General features: G+C 72.3%; 23 protein-coding genes and 1 pseudogene. 6 read left to right on the forward strand and 18 right to left on the reverse strand.

Annotation, left to right across the window (positions count from 1 at the left end; all coding sequences use genetic code 11):
• Window positions 1-43 precede the first annotated feature (43 nt).
• The 8 genes and pseudogenes from FHX78_RS08075 to FHX78_RS08110 form a co-directional block, all read right to left on the reverse strand.
• The gene (locus FHX78_RS08075) at window positions 44-769 is read right to left on the reverse strand and encodes a DUF3159 domain-containing protein (protein ID WP_145866770.1); all 726 of its coding nucleotides are present in this window, start codon (window positions 767-769) and stop codon (window positions 44-46) included.
• A gap of 3 nt (window positions 770-772) precedes the next feature.
• Window positions 773-1,171 carry an OB-fold nucleic acid binding domain-containing protein gene (locus FHX78_RS08080; RefSeq protein WP_073930701.1) on the reverse strand — a complete coding sequence of 133 codons (399 nt, stop codon included), beginning with the start codon at window positions 1,169-1,171 and terminating at the stop codon, window positions 773-775.
• Window positions 1,172-1,270: 99 nt separating this feature from the next.
• A complete protein-coding gene (locus tag FHX78_RS08085) occupies window positions 1,271-1,951 on the reverse strand; it encodes a response regulator (protein ID WP_145866771.1) in 681 nt (226 codons plus the stop codon).
• Window positions 1,948-4,491 carry a sensor histidine kinase gene (locus tag FHX78_RS08090; RefSeq protein WP_145866772.1) on the reverse strand — a complete coding sequence of 848 codons (2,544 nt, stop codon included), beginning with the start codon at window positions 4,489-4,491 and terminating at the stop codon, window positions 1,948-1,950. The genes FHX78_RS08085 and FHX78_RS08090 overlap by 4 nt, the downstream gene beginning before the upstream one ends.
• A 382-nt stretch (window positions 4,492-4,873) precedes the next feature.
• Window positions 4,874-5,193, reverse strand: a pseudogene (locus tag FHX78_RS08095) (alginate lyase family protein); the annotation flags it as partial.
• 85 nt (window positions 5,194-5,278) lie between these two features.
• Window positions 5,279-6,031, reverse strand: a complete 753-nt coding sequence (locus FHX78_RS08100) for a DUF3710 domain-containing protein (protein ID WP_145866773.1) — start codon at window positions 6,029-6,031, stop codon at window positions 5,279-5,281.
• 1 nt (window position 6,032) lies between these two features.
• Window positions 6,033-6,578, reverse strand: a complete 546-nt coding sequence (gene dut / locus FHX78_RS08105) for a dUTP diphosphatase (RefSeq protein ID WP_145866774.1) — start codon at window positions 6,576-6,578, stop codon at window positions 6,033-6,035.
• Window positions 6,575-7,159 carry a PaaI family thioesterase gene (locus FHX78_RS08110; RefSeq protein WP_145866775.1) on the reverse strand — a complete coding sequence of 195 codons (585 nt, stop codon included), beginning with the start codon at window positions 7,157-7,159 and terminating at the stop codon, window positions 6,575-6,577. The genes dut and FHX78_RS08110 overlap by 4 nt, the downstream gene beginning before the upstream one ends.
• Before the next feature lie 58 nt (window positions 7,160-7,217).
• On the opposite strand from FHX78_RS08110, the gene FHX78_RS08115 reads away from it, so the two are divergent.
• Window positions 7,218-7,688, forward strand: a complete 471-nt coding sequence (locus FHX78_RS08115; protein WP_145866776.1) for a DUF3093 domain-containing protein — start codon at window positions 7,218-7,220, stop codon at window positions 7,686-7,688.
• 92 nt (window positions 7,689-7,780) lie between these two features.
• On the opposite strand, the gene FHX78_RS08120 is transcribed toward FHX78_RS08115, so the two are convergent.
• The 4 genes from FHX78_RS08120 to FHX78_RS08135 all read right to left on the reverse strand — a co-directional run bounded on the left by FHX78_RS08120 (window position 7,781) and on the right by FHX78_RS08135 (window position 11,338).
• Window positions 7,781-8,725, reverse strand: a complete 945-nt coding sequence (locus FHX78_RS08120) for a hypothetical protein (RefSeq protein WP_145866777.1) — start codon at window positions 8,723-8,725, stop codon at window positions 7,781-7,783.
• A gap of 13 nt (window positions 8,726-8,738) precedes the next feature.
• On the reverse strand, window positions 8,739-9,035 hold the full coding sequence (locus tag FHX78_RS08125) for a DUF4193 domain-containing protein (RefSeq protein ID WP_003993510.1): 297 nt from the start codon (window positions 9,033-9,035) through the stop codon (window positions 8,739-8,741).
• Between the two features lie 392 nt (window positions 9,036-9,427).
• Window positions 9,428-10,678 carry a sensor histidine kinase gene (locus tag FHX78_RS08130; protein ID WP_145866778.1) on the reverse strand — a complete coding sequence of 417 codons (1,251 nt, stop codon included), beginning with the start codon at window positions 10,676-10,678 and terminating at the stop codon, window positions 9,428-9,430.
• 6 nt (window positions 10,679-10,684) lie between these two features.
• A complete protein-coding gene (locus tag FHX78_RS08135) occupies window positions 10,685-11,338 on the reverse strand; it encodes a response regulator transcription factor (protein WP_003993508.1) in 654 nt (217 codons plus the stop codon).
• A 441-nt stretch (window positions 11,339-11,779) separates the two neighbouring features.
• Here FHX78_RS08135 and FHX78_RS36725 point away from each other — a divergent pair, with 441 nt between their 5' ends.
• Complete coding sequence (locus FHX78_RS36725; protein ID WP_167531714.1) at window positions 11,780-11,953, forward strand: hypothetical protein; 174 nt, start codon at window positions 11,780-11,782, stop codon at window positions 11,951-11,953.
• Between the two features lie 98 nt (window positions 11,954-12,051).
• Here the strand turns inward: FHX78_RS36725 and FHX78_RS08140 are convergent, their stop codons facing one another.
• Window positions 12,052-12,867, reverse strand: a complete 816-nt coding sequence (locus FHX78_RS08140) for an inositol monophosphatase family protein (RefSeq protein WP_145866779.1) — start codon at window positions 12,865-12,867, stop codon at window positions 12,052-12,054.
• 8 nt (window positions 12,868-12,875) lie between these two features.
• Entirely contained in the window at window positions 12,876-14,003 is a 1,128-nt protein-coding gene (locus tag FHX78_RS08145) for a ferrochelatase (RefSeq protein ID WP_145866780.1), read from the reverse strand.
• 148 nt (window positions 14,004-14,151) lie between these two features.
• Between FHX78_RS08145 and FHX78_RS08150 the strand changes: the two genes are divergently transcribed.
• The 3 genes from FHX78_RS08150 to sepH all read left to right on the forward strand — a co-directional run bounded on the left by FHX78_RS08150 (window position 14,152) and on the right by sepH (window position 18,123).
• Window positions 14,152-15,390 (forward strand): MFS transporter, encoded by a 1,239-nt coding sequence (locus tag FHX78_RS08150; protein WP_145871783.1) that lies wholly within the window; start codon window positions 14,152-14,154, stop codon window positions 15,388-15,390.
• Window positions 15,350-16,669 carry a D-arabinono-1,4-lactone oxidase gene (locus FHX78_RS08155; protein ID WP_145866781.1) on the forward strand — a complete coding sequence of 440 codons (1,320 nt, stop codon included), beginning with the start codon at window positions 15,350-15,352 and terminating at the stop codon, window positions 16,667-16,669. Before FHX78_RS08150 ends, FHX78_RS08155 begins: the two co-directional genes overlap by 41 nt.
• 401 nt (window positions 16,670-17,070) lie before the next feature.
• A complete protein-coding gene (sepH, locus tag FHX78_RS08160; protein ID WP_145866782.1) occupies window positions 17,071-18,123 on the forward strand; it encodes a septation protein SepH in 1,053 nt (350 codons plus the stop codon).
• A gap of 130 nt (window positions 18,124-18,253) precedes the next feature.
• Here sepH and FHX78_RS08165 read toward each other — a convergent pair whose 3' ends face one another.
• A complete protein-coding gene (locus tag FHX78_RS08165) occupies window positions 18,254-19,105 on the reverse strand; it encodes a sulfurtransferase (RefSeq protein ID WP_145866783.1) in 852 nt (283 codons plus the stop codon).
• 206 nt (window positions 19,106-19,311) lie between these two features.
• Between FHX78_RS08165 and FHX78_RS08170 the strand changes: the two genes are divergently transcribed.
• Window positions 19,312-20,115, forward strand: a complete 804-nt coding sequence (locus FHX78_RS08170) for a VOC family protein (RefSeq protein WP_145866784.1) — start codon at window positions 19,312-19,314, stop codon at window positions 20,113-20,115.
• 26 nt (window positions 20,116-20,141) lie between these two features.
• Here FHX78_RS08170 and FHX78_RS08175 read toward each other — a convergent pair whose 3' ends face one another.
• The 3 genes from FHX78_RS08175 to FHX78_RS08185 all read right to left on the reverse strand — a co-directional run bounded on the left by FHX78_RS08175 (window position 20,142) and on the right by FHX78_RS08185 (window position 22,645).
• Window positions 20,142-20,792: a thymidine kinase gene (locus FHX78_RS08175; RefSeq protein ID WP_145866785.1), complete on the reverse strand. Its 651-nt coding sequence runs from the start codon at window positions 20,790-20,792 to the stop codon at window positions 20,142-20,144.
• A gap of 63 nt (window positions 20,793-20,855) precedes the next feature.
• The gene (locus FHX78_RS08180; RefSeq protein WP_145866786.1) at window positions 20,856-22,049 is read right to left on the reverse strand and encodes an alkaline phosphatase family protein; all 1,194 of its coding nucleotides are present in this window, start codon (window positions 22,047-22,049) and stop codon (window positions 20,856-20,858) included.
• The gene (locus FHX78_RS08185; protein WP_167531715.1) at window positions 22,049-22,645 is read right to left on the reverse strand and encodes a DUF5998 family protein; all 597 of its coding nucleotides are present in this window, start codon (window positions 22,643-22,645) and stop codon (window positions 22,049-22,051) included. The genes FHX78_RS08180 and FHX78_RS08185 overlap by 1 nt, the downstream gene beginning before the upstream one ends.
• Window positions 22,646-22,678: the final 33 nt, after the last annotated feature.

The following is a 22,678-nucleotide window of genomic DNA, read 5'->3' on the forward strand; positions in this document are numbered from 1 at the left end:
GGGTTTGGGGGCGCAGCCCCGGAGGGGACGGGAGCGACGGCGCCTACTCACCCGCGGAAGCCGCGGCCTTGCGCTCCTCCTCCGCGCGCTCCTCCGCCTCCATCTCCGCGAACACGTCGATCGGCGGCGGCGCCTTCGCGAGGAACACCCAGGTCAGGTACACGGCGAGCAGGAACGGCGGGATCTTCAGCGCGACGAGCACCCAGCCCAGCTGCGTGGTGTCCGCCCACCAGTACAGCGGGAAGAGGATCGCGCTCTTGCCGAGCAGGATCAGGCCCCAGGCCCAACTGGCCTTGGTGTACGCCTTCTTGCGGCCCGGGTTACGGGTGCGCCAGGAGAGGTTCTCCTTGAAGACCGGGCCGAGCATCAGGCCGATCAGGGGCACACCGGCCATCGCCGTGACGATGTACGCCAGCGCCAGGCCCAGGGTGTAGAGCATGCCCGGCAGGTAGAAGTCCTTGGCGTTGCCGGTCATCATCGCGAAGACGACACCGAAGGCGACCCCGAAGACGCCGCTGAAGGCGTGCTTGACGGTGTCCTTCATCACCAGGCGGACCACGACCATCACCAGCGCCACGGCGAGCGCCGCGATCGCCGACATGTGCAGGTCCTTGTTGACCGTGTAGATGCTGACGAAGAGCAGTCCGGGCAGCACCGTCTCGACCATGCCCCGCACGCCGCCGAACGCTTCGAACAGGGCGGCCTCCGTCACCGCCCGGGTGTCGTTGGCGGATGTGTCTTCGGTTGTCGGCTTGTCGAGCGACGTCACCGGCTACTCCCGTCCGAGGGGTCTCAGTTCGTATTTCGGATTGAACAGCACCCGGCGGCCCCGGCTCATCGAGATCCGGCCCGATGCGATCAGCTTGCGCCCCGGCTCGATCCCCACGATGGAGCGCCTGCCGAGCCAGACCACGTCCAGCGCGGCGGAGCCGTCGAACAGCTCGGCCTCCAGGGCCGGGACACCGGCGCGCGGCCGCAGCGTGACCGTGCGCAAGGTACCAGTAACCGTGACGATCTGCCGGTCACGGCAGTCGCCTATCCGCGTACAGCCGGCGGTCTCGGCGTCCTCACGCAGCTCCTCGGACTCCAGGTCCTCCTGAGACGAGGAGAGCCGGTCGAGCATGCGCCGGAACCGGCCTGCCGGCTTCTCGGAACGAGGAACAGCACTCATATCTGAAGCGTACCGGGGTGCACTGACGGTTACGTACCCCTTGGTCGCCGGGACCGAACCGGCCGCCGGCGGCCGCCTGCGCGGGCACCTCGCTGACCTTCACTTCTCGAAGCGGTACCCCATGCCGGGCTCGGTGATGAGGTGCTGCGGATGTGACGGATCCGCCTCCAGCTTCCGCCGCAGCTGCGCCATGTACACGCGCAGGTAGTTGGTCTCCGTCCCGTAGGAGGGACCCCACACCTCCCGCAGCAGCTGCTTCTGCGCCACCAGCCGGCCGCTGTTGCGCACCAGCACCTCCAGCAGGTGCCACTCGGTGGGCGTCAGCCGTACGTCCTTGCCGCCGCGGTTGACCTTCTTCGCGGCCAGGTCGACGGTGAACCCCTCGGTCTCCACCACCACGTCGCCCCCGTCGCCGGCGGGCTCCGCGCGGCGTACGGCGGCCCGCAGCCGGGCCAGCAGTTCGTCCATGCCGAAGGGCTTGGTCACGTAGTCGTCGGCCCCCGCGTCCAGCGCCAGGACCTTCTCGTCGGAGGCGTGCCGCGCGGAGAGCACCAGGATCGGCACCCGGGTCCAGCCGCGCAGCTCCCTGATCACCTCGACGCCGTCCATGTCGGGCAGGCCCAGGTCGAGGACGACGACGTCGGGGTGGCGGGCGGCGGCGGTGCGCAGGGCGCCGGCGCCGTCGTGGGCGGAGTCGACCTCGTAGGACCGTGCCTTGAGGTTGATCACCAGGGCGCGCACGATGGCCGGATCGTCGTCGACCACCAGCACACGGGTCATGAGGGCTGCCTTTCCGGTTCTGCGGCGGGTACGGACTCCGGGCGCGTGCCCGCGGCGCGCAGGGTGAGCGCCATGGTGAGGCCGCCGCCGGGAGTGTCCTCGGCGTTCAGGGTGCCGCCCATGGCCTCGGCGAAACCGCGGGCGACGGCGAGCCCGAGGCCCACGCCGGCTCCGCGCGGGGCGTCACCGTGACGCTGGAAGGGTTCAAAGATACGGTCCTTGGCCTCGTCGGGGACGCCGGGGCCGCGGTCGACCACCCGCACCTCGACCCGGTCGGCGAGGGCGCTGGCGGCGACCAGGACGGGCAGGCCGGGGGGACTGTACTTGACGGCGTTCTCGATGACGTTGGCCATCGCCCGCTCCAGCAGTCCGGGGTCCGCGGCGACCATGGGCAGGGACTCCGGGACGTCGAGGGCGACGTCCGCTTCGGGCACCCCGCCGAGCGCCATGGGGACGACCTCGTCCAGGTCGATCTCGCGGATCAGGGGGGTGACCGTGCCGGTGTGCAGCCGGGACATGTCCAGCAGGTTGCCCACCAGGTGGTCCAGCCGGTCGGCGCCGTCCTCGATGCCCTCCAGCAGCTCGGAGCGGTCCTCGGGGGACCATTCGACGTCCTCGGAGCGCAGCGAGGAGACCGCCGCCTTGATGCCGGCCAGCGGGGTGCGCAGGTCGTGGCTGACGGCGGCCAGCAGGGCGGTGCGGATGCGGTTGCCCTCGGCGAGGGCGAGGGCCTGGTCGGCCTGCTCGCGCAGCCTGCGGCGGTCCAGGACGACGGCGGCCTGCGCGGCGAAGGCGGCCAGCACCCTGCGGTCCTCGGCGGGCGGCACCCGGCCGGTCAGGGCCAGCGCCATGTGGTCGCCGACGGGCACCTCCACGTCGGCGTCCTCGGGCCGCTCCACGGGCCGTCCGCGGCCGGCCCGGCCCGCGCAGGTCCACGGCTCCACGTCACCCGCGCGCTCCAGGAGGGCGGCGGAATCCATGCCGAAGGTCTCGCGGACCCGTTCCAGCAGGTCCTCCAGGCCGGTCTCGCCGCGCAGCACGTTGCCGGCGAGGAAGGAGAGGATCTCCGACTCGGCGCGCAGCCGGGCCGCCTGATGGGTGCGCCGGGCGGCGAGGTCGACCACCGACGCCACCGACACGCCGACCGCCACGAAGATCGCGATGGCGACGATGTTCTTCGGGTCGGCGATGGTCCAGCGGTGCAGGGGCGGGGTGTAGAAGTAGTTCAGCAGCAGGGAGCCGACGGCGGCGGAGGCCAGGGCCGGCCAGAGTCCGCCGAGCAGGGCCGCCGCGACCGTCAGCGCCAAAAACAGCAGCATGTCGTTGGCGAGTCCCAGGTCCACGGCGCTGAGCAGCAGCGCCACCGCCGCCGGTCCGGCCACCCCCACCATCCAGCCCGCCGCCCGCCGGGACCGGCCGAGCCGCGCGTCGCGGGCCACGGGCAGTCCGCGGCCCTTGGCGACCTGTCCGTGGGTGACGATGTGCACGTCGAGGTCGGGCCCGGAGTCCCGCGCGACGGTCGCGCCGACGCCGGGGCCGAAGACGTACTGCCAGGCCCTGCGGCGTGAGGAGCCCAGGACGATCTGGGTGGCGTTGGCGCCGCGCGCGAAGGCGAGGAGGGCGGCGGGGATGTCGTCGCCGACGACGTGGTGGAAGCTGCCGCCGAGGTCCTCCACGAGGGTGCGCTGTTCGGCCAGCTCCTTGGGCGAGGCCGCGGTGAGTCCGTCGCTGCGGGAGATGTAGACGGCGAGCACCTCGCCCCCGGCGCCCTTCTCCGCCAGCCGGGCGGCCCGCCGGATCAGGGTGCGGCCCTCCGGTCCGCCGGTCAGGCCGACGACGATCCGTTCGCGCGAACCCCATATGGCGGAGACGTCGTGTTCGCTGCGGTAGCGCTGGAGGTGGGCGTCGACCCGGTCGGCCACCCACAGCAGCGCCAGTTCCCTGAGCGCGGTGAGGTTGCCGGGGCGGAAGTAGTTCGAGAGGGCGGCGTCGACCTTGTCCGGCTGGTAGATGTTGCCGTGCGCCATGCGGCGGCGCAGCGCCTCGGGGGTCATGTCGACCAGTTCGACCTGGTCGGCCCGCCGCACCACCTCGTCCGGTACGGTCTCCCGCTGCCGTACGCCGGTGATCGACTCCACGACGTCGCCGAGGGACTCCAGGTGCTGGATGTTGACGGTGGAGAGCACGTCGATGCCGGCGGCGAGCAGTTCCTCGACGTCCTGCCAGCGCTTCGCGTGGCGTGAGCCGGGGACGTTGGTGTGGGCGAGTTCGTCGACCAGGGCGACCTGGGGGCGGCGGGCGAGGACGGCGTCGAGGTCCATCTCGGGGAAGACCGCCCCCCGGTGTTCCAGCTCGGCACTGGGGATCCGCTCCAGGCCGTGCAGCAGCGCCTCGGTGCGCGGCCGGCCGTGCGGTTCGACGAAGGCGACCACGCAGTCGGTGCCCCGCTCGACCCGGCGGTGCGCTTCGGAGAGCATCGCGTACGTCTTGCCGACCCCGGGTGCCGCACCCAGGTGGATCCGAAGCTTGCCGCGTGCCATGGCCCCATTGTCTTCCGGTCGTTCTTTTCCGAGAGTCGACCTTAAGGCCGCAATGGGAGGTATGCGGATGCCGCGGGGGTGCGCGGACCGTCCTTGACGCAACTCTGACGCACCGGGGGCGGAGCGGGTCCAGTCCTCGACGATCACGCCGTCGCTCGGTTCCGGGACCCGGTCGGCGACGGCGAGGGCGACCCGCTGCTGGCCGCAGGAGAGTTCGCCGGGCCGCTGGGCCGCGTGTCCGGCGAGCCCCACGGGTGAGAGCAGCAGGGCGACGTGCTCCTCCCGCTCGTCCGGGTCGGCGCAGTCCGAGCGGGACGCGCCCTCCCCCGTGGACCGGACGCCGGTGTCCCCGCCCGACGCCCGGCATCCGGTCGAACAACGGTCAGGCGGGGTTGTCGCCGTGAGTGAGGGTCTCCCAGGCGACGAAGAGGTTGTTGGTGCCGCAGGGGCGGGTGCGTTCGGTGAGCGCCTGGGTGTTGGGCATGGCGTGGCCGAGACGGTTGTGCAGGGCGTTGTGGCCGACCTCGGTGACCGGACCGAGGCCGAGGTGCAGGGAGCGGCCGCACAGCCGACTCGGGACGGCCGCGCCCTGCTCGTAGGTGGCCTGGAAGCCGAGCGCGTGCCGCAGCCGCTCGCCGACGTCGTGCCGTACAGGTCCTGGCCCTGGATGCGGCTGGTCTCGGCGACGTGCGAGATGGAGGCCGTAGGTCCGGACCAATGGACCGTCAAGGGTCCGCGCACGCGAAAGGGCCGCGCCCCTCCCGGGACGCGGCCCTTCCGGCGATGCCTAGCGGACCTCGGTGATCTCCGGCCCGCGCTGCAGCTGGCCCATGCCGCCGGCGAAGCGGGAGCCCTCCTCCTGCTGCACGTTCTCGGGGACCATCTGCGCGTCGTTCGGCAGCTTCAGGACGATCGGGTCGCGCGGCGCCATCGGGCCTTCCCCGCGCACCACCACCGTGTCCCGGAAGATCTGCTCCAGCAGCCCGGCGGCCTGCGGCTGCACCGCGCCCTGGCCCGAGATCACACCGCGCAGGAACCAGCGGGGTCCGTCCACGCCGACGAACCGCACGACCTGGAAGCCGCCGGTGCCGTCCGGCAGCTGCACCGGCACCTGGGCGCGCAGCTCCCAGCCCAGCGGGCCCTCGACCTCGTCGATGATGCCGCCCTGCTGGGTGATGCCGGCCGCGATCTCCTCGCGGACCTCGCCCCAGATGCCCTCGCGCTTGGGCGCGGCGAAGGCCTGCAACTGGATGGCGCTGTCGCGCAGCACGACGGTGGCCGCGACGATCGCGTCGCCCGCGACCTCCACCCGCAGCTCCATGCCGTCGACGCCGGGCACGAACAGGCCGCCCAGGTCGACCCGGCCCTCGCCGGGCTCCCGGACCTCGGTGCTGTCCCAAGGTCCGTCGGGCCGTGGCGCCGGCTCGAGCCTCAGCCGCTCGGCCTCCTCGTCCGCCTCAGCGTCGACACCGTCGACGACCTGCTCGGCCTCGCCGGCCGCACCCTCGGCGGCATCCTTCTTCTTGCGACGTCCGAACACGTCACTGTCCTTCCCGGTCGGATACGACCGAAGCGTATCGATTCCCACCCGTCGTGCCGCCCACGGCGGCCTGAACGCTTGTGCCGCTCTTACCTTCCACCGCCGCGTGCCCGCCGGTGGAACCGAAGCCCCCCTCGGCCCGGGCCGAGGGGGGAAGTTCCGCGACCGACACGAAACGAACCCTCTCGACCTGCTGGACGACCAGTTGGGCAATCCGGTCGAAGCGCTCGAACCGCACCGTCTCGCGCGGGTCGAGATTCACCACGATCACCTTGATCTCCCCACGGTACCCGGCATCAACCGTCCCCGGGGCATTCACCAGGGCGACGCCGCAGCGCGCGGCCAGACCGGAACGCGGGTGCACGAAGGCCGCGTACCCCTCGGGCAGGGCCACAGACACCCCGGTGGGCAGCACCGCACGCTCGCCGGGGGCCAGTTCGCAGGGCTCGGTGGTGCGCAGATCGGCCCCCGCGTCGCCCGGGTGCTCGTACGCCGGAAGCGGTACGTCGGGGTCGACGCGCTTGATCGCGACCTCGAGCCCGCTCACGGGTTCACCTCGAAGGCGCGGGCACGGCGGACCTGGTCGGGGTCGCTCATGGCGGCCTGGATCTCCTCGTCGCGCCCGTGGTCGATGAAGTGGTCGACCTTGACCTCGATGAACAGGGCGTCGGCGCGGACCGCGACGGGCCCGTCGGGGCCGCCGATGCGTCCGGTGGCACTGCAGTAGATCTTCCGTCCCGCCACCGCGGTCACCTCGGCCTCCAGGTGCAGCACCGTGCCGACCGGCACCGGCCGGACGAAGTCGGTCTCCAGCCTGCCGGTCACCGCGATCGTGCGCAGCAGCCAGTTGAGCGAGCCGAGCGTCTCGTCCAGGGCGGTGGCGAGCACCCCGCCGTGCGCGAGTCCCGGGGCGCCCTGGTGGGCGGCCTGCACGGTGAACTCGGCGGTGATCGACACGCCTTCACCGGCGCGGGCCTGGAGGTGCAGCCCGTGGGGCTGTTCGCCGCCGCAGCCGAAACACTGGCCGTAGTGCGCGCCCAGGAGCTCGCCGGGTGCGGGGGCGTCCGGGTGGCGCACCGGCTGCACGGCGTCGGCCGGGGGCTGAAGAGCTGCGGAAGTACCACTCACAGCCGCAGACCTTACCCGCGCGTCGGCCCTGCCCCGACACCGTGCCAAGCTTGGATTCATGCAGCTCTCCGCCGCCCCGTACGAAGAACGCCTCACCGCCCCCCGCACCTGGTGGCTGCTCGCCTTCCTGGTGGGGGTCTCCATGGCGCTGATCCTGCTGCCGTTCGGCACCCTGCCGATGCTCGGCGGCCTGGCCGGCGGCACCGCCGTCGCGGCGGTCGTGGCCAGCTCGTACGGCTCGGTGCGCATCCGGGTCGTGGGCGGCCACCTCATCGCGGGCGACGCGAAGATCCCGGTGTCGGCTCTGGGCGAGGCGGAGGTCCTGGACGCCGAGGAGGCCCGGGCATGGCGCACGCACAAGGCCGACCCGCGCTCCTTCATGCTGCTGCGCGCCTACATCCCGGGCGCTCTGCGCGTGGACGTGACGGACCCGGCGGACCCGACGCCCTACGTCTTCCTGTCGACCCGCGAGCCGGAGCGGCTGGCCCAGGCCCTGCGGGCGGCGAAGGAGTCCGCGGACGCCGCTTGAGAGCGGGCACGGGGCGCCGGGCGGGCGTCACCGGGCCATGCGGAGGGGGCGCCGCCCGGCCCCGCGCGCGGGCGTCACCGGGCCGGGACGCGTCACGGGGCTCTGTGTCCGTCGCCCTTGTCGGAGTGGCCGCCGAGTTCCTTCAGGGCGTCCTCGGGCAGGGCGTTGTCGGGGCGCTCCAGGGCGGGCAGCGCCGGCAGCGCGTCCCAGGGCACCTGCACTCTGCGCAGGTCGTCCCGGATGCGGGCGGCGAGCTTTCTGGTGTCCCGGCGGTTCATGGCGGCGCCCACGGCGGCTCCCACCAGGAAGGGCATCAGGTTCGGCAGGTTGCGGACCGTGCGCTTCATGATCCGCTGGCGCAGTTCGCGCTTCATGCGGCTGTTCAGCGCCGCGCTCACGGTCGAGGGCCTGGTCGCCTCGATCCCGCGCTCCTCCGACCAGGAGTTCAGGTACACGGTGCTGCGCTGGGCGAGACCGCCGGCCGGCCGCACACCGTAGACCTCGTGGAGTTCGGCGATCAGCTTCAGCTCGATCGCGGCGACGCCGGTGACCTCGGCGGCCAGCTCCGCCGGCATCGCGGGCGGCACGGGCATCGCCGCCGCCGCGCCGACTCCGGCCCCGACGGTCGCCGTGGCCTTCGCGGCTCCCGCCACGAGCTTGTCCGCGAGCTCCTCGGGACCGAGCCCGGGGAACTGCCGGCGCAGGGTCGCGAGGTCCCGTACGGGCACCCGCGGGGCGATCTCGATGATCCGGTCCGTGAGGTACGCCAGTCCCGCGCGGGCGCGGGCACCGCCCTTGCGGGCGCCTTCCCTGGCCCTCTCACGGAACGCGGCAGCCCTCCGGTGCGCCGCGGGCGCGGTGACCTCCAGGGACGCCGGGAGGTCACCCCGGCCTGCTGCCGATTCGAGCGAGGCCGCCCCGGTACCGGTTGAGCCCCGCTCGTGGTCACGCGTGTCGTGCTGCGGGCCCTGCTGGGCCCCTTGGTCCGCTCCCCTCGGGAAGAAGCGGCGCTTCCTCGGAGGGGTCGAGCCAGTCACGGCCGACCCGTCCTCAGTCGCAGTCGCGGCAGATCGGCTGGCCGTTCTTCTCGCGGGCCAGCTGGCTGCGGTGGTGCACCAGGAAGCAGCTCATGCACGTGAACTCGTCCTGCTGCTTCGGCAGGACCCGGACGGCCAGCTCCTCGTTCGAGAGGTCCGCCCCGGGCAGTTCCAGGCCTTCCGCGGCCTCGAACTCGTCGACGTCCACTGCGGAGGCCGACTTGTCGTTGCGTCGGGCCTTCAGCTCTTCCAGGCTGTCCGAGTCGACGTCGTCGTCGGTCTTGCGTGGAGTGTCGTAGTCGGTTGCCATGTCGCTCTCCCCCTCTGGGTGTATGCGGTGTCTCCAGCGCACGTAACGCGTGAGAGGCCGGACTTGTGCCCGACCTGAGGCGGAGATTTTGCCTCACATCAAGGTCTGTTACTCAATCGACACCCAACCGGACTCCTCATGAGTGATCGGCTTGGATGGCGATGGGGACCGTACACGGTCCGGATACCGCACTTCAAAGGCGCCCCACCGTGTACTTCCCGTGATCGGGCCCCCTGAAAACCGGGACTTTCCCGACCTTCCGACCGGATACATGATCACGGAGAGTAGATGGCCGGGAAATCGCCCCTGTGATCGATCACACATGGGGTTACCGGAAACATGCCCCGGAAATTCCGCGCAAAGCGAACACCCGTGGTGTCGGGGGCATGCTCTCAGATCGGAAGGGTGACGCGCATCACGAGTCCGCCTCCTTCACGGGGCTGGGCGTAGATGTGCCCGCCGTGCGCCCGGGCCACCGACCGCACGATGGAAAGACCCAGTCCTACACCCTTGTCACTGCCGGTGCGCTCGGTGCGCAGCCGCCTGAAGGGCTCGAAGAGATTGTCGATCTCGTACGCCGGTACGACCGGGCCGGTGTTGGACACCACCAGGACCGCCTGTCCGTGCTGGACCTCGGTGGTGACCTCCACCCAGCCGTCCTCGGGCACGTTGTACCGCACGGCGTTCTGCACCAGGTTGAGGGCGATCCGCTCCAGCAGCACGCCGTTGCCCTGGACGACCGCGGGCTCGCAGGTGCCGCGGATCTCCACGCCCTTGGCGTCCGCCTCGGCGTGCACCTGGTCGATGGCCTGGGAGGCCACCTCGGCCAGGTCCACGGGTTTGCGCTCGACGATCTGGTTGTCGCTGCGGGCGAGCAGCAGCAGGCCCTCCACGAGCTGTTCGCTGCGCTCGTTGGTGGCCAGCAGCGTCTTGCCGAGCTGCTGGAGCTCCACCGGCGCGTGCGGGTCGGAGAGGTGCACCTCCAGCAGGGTGCGGTTGATCGCCAGCGGGGTGCGCAGCTCGTGCGAGGCGTTGCCCACGAAGCGCTGCTGGGCGGTGAACGCCCGCTGGAGCCGCTCCAGCATGTCGTCGAAGGTGTCGGCCAGCTCCTTCAGCTCGTCGTCCGGGCCGTCCAGCTCGATCCGGCGGGACAGGTCGGAACCCGCCACGACGACCGCGCGGGCGGTGCGGGTGATCCGGCCCAGCGGCGACAGGACGCGGCCGGCCATGGCGTAGCCGAAGGCGAAGGCGATGATCGCCAGGCCGAGCAGCGCCCCCAGGGAGCGGCTGAGCAGATCGTCCAGCGCGTGCTGGCGCTGGGCCGCGTTGCACTGCTTCAGCATGTCGTTGAGCTGGCTGTTGGTGGTCGCCGTGTCCAGCTGGGGGCAGGTGTCGCTGGTGATGTCGATGTTGGTGCCGGTCACCTGGAAGGACTGGCCGCTGCCGCCGTCGTGGAGGGCCTGGGCGGCCAGCAGGTAGATGATCGACAGCAGCAGGATGCCGGCGATCAGGAACATGCCGCCGTACAGCAGCGTGAGACGTATGCGGATGGTCGGGCGCAGCCACGGGAAGGGCGGGTCGAGCTTCCTCGGGTCCCACGTCGGCTTGGGGGGCGCGGTGGGGGGCGCGGGTGTGGTGGCCATCGGGTATCAGATCCGGTATCCGGAGCCCGGCACGGTCACGATGACCGGCGGCTCGCCCAGCTTGCGGCGCAGCGTCATCACGGTCACCCGCACCACGTTGGTGAACGGGTCCGTGTTCTCGTCCCAGGCCTTCTCCAGCAGCTGCTCCGCCGAGACCACCGCGCCCTCGCTGCGCATCAGCACCTCCAGGACGGCGAACTCCTTCGGCGCGAGCTGGACCTCCTTGCCGTCGCGGAAGACCTCGCGGCGGTTGGGGTCGAGCTTGATCCCGGCGCGCTCCAGGACGGGCGGCAGCGGCACGCTCGTCCGCCGTCCCAGCGCGCGCACGCGCGCGATGAGCTCGCTGAACGCGAAGGGCTTGGGCAGATAGTCGTCGGCGCCGATCTCCAGGCCCTCCACGCGGTCGCTGACGTCACCGGAGGCCGTGAGCATCAGCACGCGCGTGGGCATGCCGAGCTCGACGATCTTGCGGCAGACGTCGTCGCCGTGCACGAGCGGGAGGTCGCGGTCGAGGACGACCACGTCGTAGTCGTTGACGCCGATGCGCTCCAGGGCGGCCGCACCGTCGTACACGACGTCGACGGCCATGGCCTCCCGGCGCAGTCCGGTGGCCACGGCATCGGCGAGCAGCTGCTCGTCCTCGACGACGAGTACGCGCACGTCGCTTGTCCTTCCTCATGACCTGCCCGGGCAGCGCCGCAGGGCGCGCACGGGCAGGGGTGCTGGTGGGTGTGTTGCCTCCATCCTGCCCTTTTCGGTCATAAGTCGGCGGTAAGGCGGTCGGGCGCACGGTGGCGGACGGGTGCGGGACCGGGGAACGTCCGGGCGAACGGGGCGGGAATACGAGATTTTCTCGCGCGGTTAGGTTTCCGCGGAAGGGAGCTTGGGGAGGACGGGTTTTACATCCCGCGATCACGCTCTGCATGTACGGCACCACCTTGTGGTGCGCACAGGTCCGCTTCCGCAGAGCGGGCGTGGATGTCCGGCACCGTCGCCGCCCGGCCGGGTGGCGCTGGGCATCCGCTTCGGACGTGATCGTCCCTTTCCGAACGGCACACCCCCGTGCCACCGACCCACCGACCCAGGACGAGGGGGCGCAGCATGGACGCATTCACCGCAGGACTTCTCCAGCGCATAAAGGCGACCGAGTCCGATCTGACGCGTGCCCGCGACGAGGGCGACGAATTCCTCGTCGAAGTGGAGCAGGGCGAACTCGACGACCTGCGCCGCCTCGCCGCCGAGCATGGCGTGGAGGTCGGCGCGTACAGCGTCTGATCGGCTCGCACGGAGCGGGCCCCGGCGAATCCAGCGCCGGGGCCCGCTTCGGTCTTTCGGCACGGTCCTTCCGCACGCCGGGGCGGGCGGGCGTGCGGTCAGTCGTGCCAGGCGCCGAAGTCCTCCAGAAGCTGCTGGAGGGGCTCGAAGACGCCCGGGGTGGCCGCGACGGTCAGGTCCCAGGACGGGCGCTCCCCGGGGCGTCCACCGGTCACCGCGCCCGCCTCCCGGGCGATCAGGTCACCGGCGGCGAGGTCCCAGGGGTGCAGCCCGCGCTCGTAGTAGCCGTCCAGGCGGCCCGCGGCCACGTCGCAGAGGTCGACGGCGGCCGAGCCGCCGCGCCGGATGTCACGCAGGAGGGGGATTATCCGCCGGGCCACGTCGGCCTGGTGGGTGCGGACGTCCGCGACGTAGTTGAAACCGGTCGAGACCAGGGCCTGGTCCAGGGGCGGCGAGGGGCGGCAGGTCAGCTCGCGCTCGCCCTCCCAGGCGCCGGTGGCCCACGCGCCTCCGCCCCGGACCGCGTGGTAGGCCTCACCGCGCATGGGCGCGACGACCGCCCCGGCCACGGTCTCGCCGTCCTGCTCGGCGGCGATGGAGACGGCCCAGGTGGGCAGCCCGTACAGGTAGTTCACCGTGCCGTCGAGCGGGTCGATCACCCAGCGGATGCCGCTGCTGCCCTCGGTGGAGGCGCCCTCCTCGCCGAGGAAGCCGTCCTCCGGGCGCCGCTCGGCGATGAGCGTGGTGATCAGCTTCTCCGCCGCGATGTCCATCTCGGTCACCACGTCGATCGGGCTGGACTTGGTCGCGGCGACCGCCAGGTCGGCCGGGCGGCCGTCCCGCAGCAGCTCGCCCGCGCGGCGGGCCGCTTCCCGGGCCAGTTCGAGCAGTTCCGCGTGCAGGGGGTCGGTCACGGGGCTCCTCATGCGTAGGGGCTGTCGGCGCCCGCGGCGGCGGGACGCGGTGCGCGGGCCGGGCAGCAGTCCACCGGGCAGAGGTGGTGGCTCGCGCCGAGCGCGCCCAGGGCGCACGGCGTGACGTCCTGCCCGCGCTCGGTGGCGGCACGCTCCACGACCAGCTCACGGACGGCGGCGGCGAACCGCGGGTCGGCTCCGACGGTCGCGGAGCGGCGCACCGGCAGCCCCAGCTCCCGCGCCTTGGCCTCGGCCTCGGTGTCGAGGTCGTAGAGGACCTCCATGTGGTCGGAGACGAAGCCGATCGGGGCCATCACCACGGCCGGGACACCGGCGGCATGGCGCTCCTCGAGGTGGTCGCAGATGTCGGGTTCCAGCCACGGGATGTGCGGGGCGCCGGAACGGGACTGGTAGACGAGCTGCCAGGGGTGGTCGACGCCGGTGCGCTCGCGGACGGCGTCGGCGATCAGCCGGGCCACGTCCAGGTGCTGCGCGACGTACGCACCGCCGTCGCCGTGGTTCTCGACGGGGCCGGAGGTGTCCGCGGCGGAGGTGGGGATCGAGTGGGTGGTGAACGCGATGTGCGCGCCGTCCCGGACGTCCTCGGGGAGGTCGGCGAGGGACCGGACGACTCCGTCGACCATGGGCTCGACGAAGCCGGGGTGGTTGAAGTAGTGCCGCAGCTTGTCGATTGTCGGCAGCTCCAGCCCTTCCGCCTCCAGGGTGGCGAGGGCGTCGGCGAGGTTCTCGCGGTACTGGCGGCAGCCGGAGTACGAGGCGTAGGCGCTGGTGGCCAGGACGAGGATGCGGCGGTGGCCGGCCTGGACCATCTCGCGCAGGGTGTCGGTGAGGTAGGGCGCCCAGTTGCGGTTGCCCCAGTGGACCGGCAGGTCCAGACCGTGCGCGGCGAAGTCCTCGCGGAGCGCCTCCAGCAGCGCGCGGTTCTGGTCGTTGATGGGGCTGATCCCGCCGAACAGGAAGTAGTGCTGCCCGACTTCCTTGAGGCGTTCCTTGGGGATGCCGCGCCCGCGCGTCACGTTCTCCAGGAACGGGACCACGTCGTCCGGGCCTTCGGGGCCGCCGAAGGAGAGCAGGAGCAGGGCGTCGTAAGGACTGGCGTCGAGCACGTCTGGCATGCCTCGATCCTGCCACCCGGCACCGACAGCGGGGACAAGGTGGGGGGTGTCACCGATCGTGCGGCGATAATCGCTGGTGCGTCGGAGTGACCTCGCCCGTAAGCTCTATCGACTGCGGTCGCACCTTACTGAGATGTTCGGAGATCCCGTGCCCAGCCCCTACCGCGCCCTGTTCGCCGCTCCTGGCAGCAAGGCCTTCTCCGCCGCGGGGTTCCTCGGCCGGATGCCGCTGTCCATGATGGGCATCGGCGTGGTGACGATGATCTCCCAGCTCACCGGGCGGTACGGGCTGGCGGGTGCCCTGTCCGCCACCATCGCGCTGGCGGCCGCCGTGGCCGGCCCCCAGGTCTCCCGTCTGGTGGACCGGTACGGGCAGCGGCGGGTGCTGCGCCCGGCGACGCTGATCTCGCTCGCCGCGGCGGCGGTGCTCCTGCTCGCCGCGCACTACGACTGGCCGGACTGGGTGCTCTTCGTCGCGTGCGTCGGCATCGGCTGCGTGCCGAGCGTCGGCGCGATGGTCCGGGCCCGCTGGGCCGCCCTGTACCGGGGCACCCCGCAACTGCACACCGCGTACTCCTTCGAGTCCGTGGTCGACGAGATCTGCTTCATCTTCGGGCCGATCGTCTCCATCGGGCTGTCCACGGCCTGGTTCCCGGAGGCCGGCCCCCTGCTGGCGGCCTGCTTCCTGGCGGCCGGCGTCTTCTGGCTGACCGCGCAGCGCGCCACCGAGCCCGAGCCGCACCCGCGCGAGCACAAGGGCGGCGGCTCGGCGCTGCGCGCCCCGGGCCTTCAGGTCCTGGTCGCGACGTTCGTGGCGACGGGGGCGATCTTCGGTGCCGTGGACGTGGTCACCGTGGCGTTCGCCGAGGAGGAGGGGAGCAAGGCGGCCGCCAGCGTGGTGCTGGCCGTGTACGCGCTGGGTTCGTGCCTCGCGGGCGTCGTGTTCGGGCTGCTGCACTTCGCGGGGGCGGCGGAACGCCGTTGGCTGCTGGGCGTGTGCGCCATGGCCGTGAGTATGATCCCACTCCTACTGGTCGGGAACCTGCCGTTTCTGGCCGTGGCGCTGTTCGTTGCGGGTCTGTCCATCGCTCCCACGATGATCACGACGATGTCCCTCATCGAAGAGCACGTACCACGCGCGCAGCTCACCGAGGGGATGACCTGGGTGAGCACCGGGCTCGCGGTCGGGGTCGCGGTCGGCTCCTCCGTGGCCGGCTGGGTGATCGACGCGGCCGGGGCGCGTGCCGGGTACGGGGTTCCGGCGGTGTCCGGGGCCGTCGCGGTCGTGGTCGGTTTCCTCGGGTACCGCCGGCTCAGGCAGCCGGCTCCGGGTCGGGGAGGCTCCGTTGGGCAGCACGGCGAGCGCGAGGAACGGCACGTGGCGTAACTGGGGAGGCAATGTCTCCGCCCGGCCCGCGCGAGAGGTCGCGCCCGCCTCCGTCGAGGAACTGGCCGACGCCGTACGGCGGGCCGCCGAGGACGGGCTGCCGGTGAAGGCGGTCGGCACAGGGCACTCGTTCACCTCCATAGCCGCCACCGACGGTGTGTTGATCCGGCCTCAACTATTGACCGGCATACGTGACATCGACCGGGTGGGCGGTACCGTCACGGTGGAGGCGGGCACACCGCTCAAGAGGCTCAATGTGGCCCTCGCGCGGGAGGGTCTGTCGCTGGCCAACATGGGCGACATCATGGAGCAGACGGTCTCGGGGGCCATCAGTACCGGCACCCACGGCACCGGCCGCGACTCCGCCTCCATCGCCGCCCAGATCCGGGGTCTGGAGCTGGTCACCGCCGACGGTTCGGTGCTCACCTGCTCCGCGAAGGAGAACCCGGACGTCTTCGCCGCCGCCCGCATCGGCCTCGGCGCGCTCGGCGTCGTCACCGCGATCACCTTCGCCGTGGAGCCGGTCTTCCTGCTGACGGCCCGCGAGGAGCCCATGCCCTTCGACCGGGTCTGCGCCGAATTCGATCAACTGCATGCCGAGAACGAGCACTTCGAGTTCTACTGGTTCCCGCACACCGGCAACACCAACACCAAGCGGAACAACCGCAGCGCGGGCCCGGAGCGGCCGGTGCCGGCCCTCAGGGGCTGGTTCGAGGACGAGTTCCTCTCCAACGGTGTCTTCCAGGCGGCCAACTGGCTCGGCCGCGCGGTGCCCCCGGCCGTTCCGGCCATCGCGCGGATCTCCAGCCGGGCCCTGTCCGCGCGGACCTACACCGACATCCCCTACAAGGTGTTCACATCGCCGCGCCGGGTGCGCTTCGTGGAGATGGAGTACGCCGTTCCGCAGGCGGCCCTGGTGGAGACGCTGCGGGAACTGAAGGCGATGGTCGACCGCTCGCCGCTCAGGGTCAGCTTCCCCGTCGAGGTGCGCACCGCGCCGGCCGACGACATCACGTTGTCCACGGCGTCCGGCCGGGACAGCGCGTACATCGCCGTCCACATGTTCAAGGGCACCCCCTATCAGGGGTATTTCACCGCGGCCGAGCGGATCCTCACCGCGCACGAGGGGCGGCCCCACTGGGGGAAGATCCACACCCGTGACGCCGCGTACCTCTCCCGGGTGTACCCGCGTTTCGAGGAGTTCGCCACGCTCCGTGACCGCCTGGATCCCGAACGCCGGTTCCGCAACGACTACTTGCGGAGGGTCCTGGGAGCGTAGAGATTCGTTCCGTTTCTGGTGGTTGCGTGAAGTTCCCCACGTTCAAGATCGGGGAAGCCGGGTAACCACGGCCAAGACCCACCTCTTGCGCAAAGTTGGGCGGCGCGCCAATCCACGCACGTGGCCCGAATGGAGTACTGTTGCGAGCCCTGGGTCCGGTCTCCCGTCAGGGTGCTCGGGACCTTTGAGGACCGCCGGGAGGGGGCTAGTTGCACAGGGTGACGCAGTTGGTCACTTAGCGTTGCGAATAGATAACCGTGCCATAACGGCGATCCAGGGCTCTCGCCCGACACGCCGGGCAACTCGGCAAGGTTGTGGCAGGCTGCACCCGGGCAGGCCACACTCGACTAGCGGAAGCAGCGACGCACGTGACGTCGGCAGGCACCACCCGGGAGGTCCCCATGCCCGAACTGCGTGTCGTGGCCGTCTCGAATGACGGCACACGGCTGGTGCTGAAGGCTGCGGACAGCACGGAGTACACGCTTCCGATCGACGAACGGCTCCGCGCCGCCGTGCGCGGCGACCGTCCCCGCCTCGGCCAGATCGAGATCGAGGTGGAGAGCCATCTCCGCCCCCGCGACATCCAGGCGCGTATACGAGCCGGCGCGACCGCGGAAGAGGTCGCGCAGATGGCCGGCATCCCCGTGGACCGCGTACGCCGCTTCGAGGGCCCGGTCCTCGCCGAGCGCGCCTTCATGGCCGAACGCGCCCGCAAGACCCCCGTGCGCAGGCCCGGCGAGAACTCCGGTCCCCCGCTCGGAGAGGCCGTGCAGGAGCGGCTGTTGCTGCGCGGCGCGGAGAAGGACACCGTCCAGTGGGACTCCTGGCGCCGCGACGACGGCACCTGGGAGGTCCTGCTGGTCTACCGGGTCGCGGCCGAACCGCACTCGGCGATCTGGACGTACGACCCGCCCCGGCGGCTCGTCCAGGCCGTCGACGAGGAGGCGCGCTCGCTGATCGGCGAGTCCGACGACCTCGCCGCGCCCGAGCCCAGCTTCCCGTTCGTGCCGCGCATCGCCCGGCTGCCGCGCGACCGCCCGCTGGACCGTCCCGGCGACCGCGAGCGCCCGGGCCTTCCCGCGCAGGCCTCCGAGCCGCCCGAGGAGTCCACGGCAGTTACGGCATCGGGTGAACGGGACTCGCTGACCAGTCTGCTGGAGGCGGTGCCGAGCTTCCGGGGCGACCTGGTGGTCCCGGAACGCGTACCCGAGGCGGCTCCCGAGGAGCCGGATCCCGACGAGCCCGAGGCGGAGGAGCCGCCGGCGCCCGCGGCCTCGGCCGGTTCCGCCTACGCGGACGTCCTCATGCCGCGGTCCGTCGGCAGCCACCGGGACCGTCTCATCGGCTCGACCGACCGGCAGGCCGAGGCGGACGGCGTCCGTCCGGGCCGCCGGGCGGCGGTGCCGAGCTGGGACGAGATCGTCTTCGGGACGCGGCGGAAGAAACAGGAGTAACTCGTCCGGGTCGTCCGCGCGGCGGCCCGTTGACGAGGTGGGGAGACAGTGAAGCGTGAGGGGGTGTGCGCCGCGCGGCGCACACCCCCTCACGTGCGGTCGCAGCCGATCGGCTGCCGTCCGGTCCGGGTCACTGTGGGTCGGGCCCCAGCGCCACCGGCCGCTCCGGGTCCGACGACCACTCCGACCAGGACCCGACGTACAGCGCCGCGGGGATGCCCGCGACCGCCAGTGCCAGCACCTCGTGCGCCGCGGAGACGCCCGAGCCGCAGTACACGCCGACCGCCGAACCCCGCGCCACGCCGAGTTCCCCGAAGCGGGCGGCGAGTTCCGCGGCGGGCCGGAAACGGCCGTCGGGGCCGACGTTCTCCGTGGTGGGCGCCGACACCGCGCCCGGGATGTGCCCGCCGACCCGGTCGATCGGCTCCACCTCACCGCGGTACCGCTCCCCCGCGCGGGCGTCCAGCAGCACCCCCGAACGCGCCAGCGCCGCCGCGCCGTCGGCGTCGAGCAGCCCTTCCGCCGCCGGCACGGGGACGAAGTCGCCCTCGGCCGGCCGCGGCTGCGACGTCTCCAACGGGCCCTCCCAGGACGGCAACCCGCCGTCGAGGACCCGCACGTCCGGGTGACCCGTCCAGCGCAGCAGCCACCACGCGCGGGCGGCCGCCCAGCCCGTGCCCCCGTCGTACACGACCACCGGCGTCCCGGCCGACACGCCCGCCCGTCGCATCGCGGCGCCGAACACCTCCGGGTCGGGCAGCGGATGGCGGCCGTGTCCGCCCGGCGCGGAGGCCAACTCCGTGTCCAGGTCGACGTAGACGGCTCCGGGGAGGTGGCCGGCCCGGTGGGCGGCCCTTCCGTCGAACGGCGGTTCACCGGCCGCCGTGGCCGTGCTGAGCTGCCAGCGGACGTCGAGCAGCACCGGCGGGTTCGCCCCCGCCAGCGCGTCGGCGAGTTCGGATGCGGAGATGATGGCGTTCATGGTCACCATCCTCGCGCACGGGTGGCCGAGTCGTCCCGGTCCGGCTACTCTGCTCGGCCGGGCAGGACCGGTCACGAGGCGTACGGGAACGGGCACATACTGTGTCGGCACCGGTACGGGGACGATCCGCCGAGCGGACGCGACGCGGCCCCGCAGGGGCGAGAGGACAACGGCCACCGCAACGGGCGGCCGAGAAGAGAGTGACGATGACCGACGCACGGGGGAACGCCCGCCCGAACGGCGAGGCACCCGCTCGGCACGCGCCCGGCGCACCCTGCCGGGTGAGCCTGATGGTGCACGGACCGGACGCGGCCCAGGAGTTCTACGGAGCGCTGTTCGGCTGGGAGTTCCGGCCCGGACCCCGGCAACTCGGCTGCTGTGTGCGCGCCCTGCTCGACGGGCGCGAGGTGGCCGGCATCGGCGTCCTGCCGCCGGACCGTCACCGGCCGGCCGCCTGGACGCCGTACTTCCCCTCGGACGACGTGGACGCGAGCGCCGCCGCGGTGCGGTCGTGCGGCGGCACGATCGGCGTGGGCCCCCTGGACTCGGCCGACGCCGGACGGCTGGCGATCGGCTCCGACCCCTGCGGCGCCGTCTTCGGCATCGTGCGGGCCCCGGCTCCCCCGGTGACCGCCGCCACGGGCACGCCCGGCACACCGGTCTGGAACGAACTGACGACCTACGAGGCGGCCGGCACGGCCAAGTTCTACCGGTCCGTCCTCGGTTACGAGGAGGGACCGCCGGCCACCGCCGGACCCGACCGCGTCACCCTGCACCTCGACGGCCGTCCCGTGGCCGGTGTACGCGGGGTGGGCGACGCCCTGCCCCGGGACCGCGGCCCGCACTGGACGACGTACTTCGCCGTGACCGACACCGACGAGGCGGCGGACCGGGTCCGAGACCTGGGCGGCCTGGTCGTGGAGCCCGCCCGCGACGGGGACCGCGGCCGTGTCGCCACGGTGACGGATCCGGAGGGGGCGCGGTTCGCGCTGGTGCAGCAGGCGCGCTGACCCGGCGGGCGTCGGGGCCGGTGGCCTCAGGCGGGGGCCACCGGCAGGACGTCCGGCGAGAGCGCGCCGGCGCGGGCGGAGACGCTCGTCATCCGGCGGCGGTGGTGACGCCGGCACAGCACCTCGTAACCCACCTCGGCGGCGGTGCCGTTGACGTCGCCGACGACGACCTGCTCGCCCTCCACGACCATCTCGCCGCCCACCGTGCGGGCGTTGTGCGTGGCGCGCGCCCCGCACCAGCACATCGCCTCGACCTGAAGGGTCTCCAGGCGGTCCGCCAGCTCGATCAGCCGCTGCGAACCCGGGAACAGCTTGGTGCGGAAGTCGGTGGTGATGCCGAAGGCGAAGACGTCCAGCCCCAGGTCGTCCACCACCCGCGCCAGCTGGTCGATCTGCTCCGGCGCGAGGAACTGCGCCTCGTCCACGATCACGTAGTCGACCCTGCCGCCCTTGGAGAGCTGGTCCACCAGGTAGGCGTGCAGGTCCATGCCCGGCGCCGCCTCGACCGCCTCCGTCACCAGGCCGAGCCGTGAGGAGAGCTTCCCCTCCCCCGCCCGGTCGTCCCGCGTGAAGATCACACCCTGCAGCCCGCGCGCCGACCGGTTGTGACCGATCTGCAGGGCCAGTGTCGACTTCCCGCAGTCCATCGTTCCGGAAAAGAACACCAGCTCGGACATGAGGGGGTGGGCACCTTTCGGCAGCGGGTCGTGGTGGGGCGGGCGTCGGGGTGGGGCGGAGGGTCAGGAGCGTACTTCGAGGAGCGGGACCAGTTGCTCGGCCGGGGTCATCGAACCGTGGTTGCCGACCATCGCCGACTCCCGCGGCTCCCGCTCGGAGGCGATCAGCAGGACGTCGTCCCGCGCGGCCGCGACCACGTCGCCGATCCGGTGGTACACGCGGTCGTCGACCTGCGGCCCGAACCAGCCGGAGGCGATCGCCTCGTCGCGCGAGGCCACCCAGAACTGCTCGCCGAGCACTTCGCGCCAGCAGGTCAGCACGTCGTTCGCGGCGCCCGGTACGGCGTAGACGTGGCGGGCGCGGCCCTCGCCGCCGAGCAGGGCGACCCCGGCGCTCAGCTCCCAGTCCTCGTCGAAGTCGATGCGGTGCTGCTCGTCGAAGGGGACGTCGACCATGCCGTGGTCGGCGGTGACGTAGAGCGCGCTGCGCGGGGGCAGTTGTTCGGCCAGGCGCTGGACCAGGCGGTCGACGTACATGAGCTGGCCGCGCCAGGTGTCGGAGTCGACGCCGAAGCGGTGGCCCGCGCCGTCGACCTCGGCGTAGTACGTGTAGACCAGGGAGCGGTCGGCGGCGGCCAGCTGCTCGGCCGCGAGGTCCATGCGCTCCTCGCCGGACAGCCGCCCGTGGAAGGTGCCGCCACTGAGCGCGATCTTGGTCAGCGGGGTGTTGGCGAAGGTCGGGGAGGACACCTGGGCGGCGTGCACACCCGCGCGGTGGGCCAGCTCGAAGACGGTGGGGTACGGCTGCCAGGCGCCGGGCGGGGTCCAGGGCTGCCAGCGCAGCTGGTTCATCAGCTCGCCGGTGCCGGGGTCGCGCACGGTGTAGCCGGGCAGTCCGTGCGCTCCCGGCGGCAGGCCGGTGCCGACGGAGGCCAGGGAGGTGGCGGTCGTCGCCGGGTACCCGGCGGTGATCGGACGGCCGGTGCCGCCGCGCGAGGCGGCCAGCAGGGACGTCATGTAGGGGGCCTCGTCCGGGTGCGCCTTGAGCTGTTCCCAGCCCAGCCCGTCGATCAGGAACACGCAGTTGCGGTCGGCGGGCGTCAGCTCCGTGATGCCGGCGGTCATGCCGGGGACACCGAGGCCGGCGGCGAGTGTGGGCAGCAGGTCGGCGAGGGAACCGGTGCCGTACTCGGGCACGGGGGCGGAGGCGAGCGGGAGCGGTTCCGGGTGGGGGTCCCAGACGGCGGACTGCACCATCAGCGGGTGGGGTCCGCGGTCGCCTCGGAGAGGGCCTGGGCGAACGTGAGCGCCTGGCGCACCGTCTCCGGGCCGTCGCCCGCCTCGCTGACGCGCAGGCTCAGGTCGTCGGCCGTCGAGTTGCCCGTGTAGCCGTGGTCGGCCTCGCAGTTCGGGTCGCCGCAGGCGGCCGGCTCCAGGTCGATGCGGGAGACGGCGCCCCAGCCGATGGTGAGCACGATCTCGCGCGGCAGCGTGCCCGGCGTGTACGACTCCGGGTTGGCGACCACGCGGCTGACCACGATGGACGAGATCCGGCTGAGCTTGACCGACTCCGTGGACGTGGTGGCGTACGGCGTGGGGGAGGTGTTGTCGGCGGCCTGCTCGTCGGTGTGGCTGACGATGAAGCGGTTGCCGGTGAGAACGAGGACGGTCACATGCCGCCGCACCTCGTTCTGGTCGAACGTCGTCTCCTGGTGGACCAGGTACGACCGGACGGGCTCGCCGCCCACCGCGGCCTCCACCGCCTCGGCCACGAGGGCCGGGTAGTAGCCGCTGCGCTCGATCGCCGCCCGCAGCCCCTGGGTCGTCGTACTGGTCTTGGCCATGACGCCCATCCTACGGGGGACCGCTGACTGCGAGGCACCGCT

This window comes from Streptomyces capillispiralis (assembly GCF_007829875.1).
GTDB classification, from domain to species: Bacteria; Actinomycetota; Actinomycetes; order Streptomycetales; family Streptomycetaceae; genus Streptomyces; species Streptomyces capillispiralis.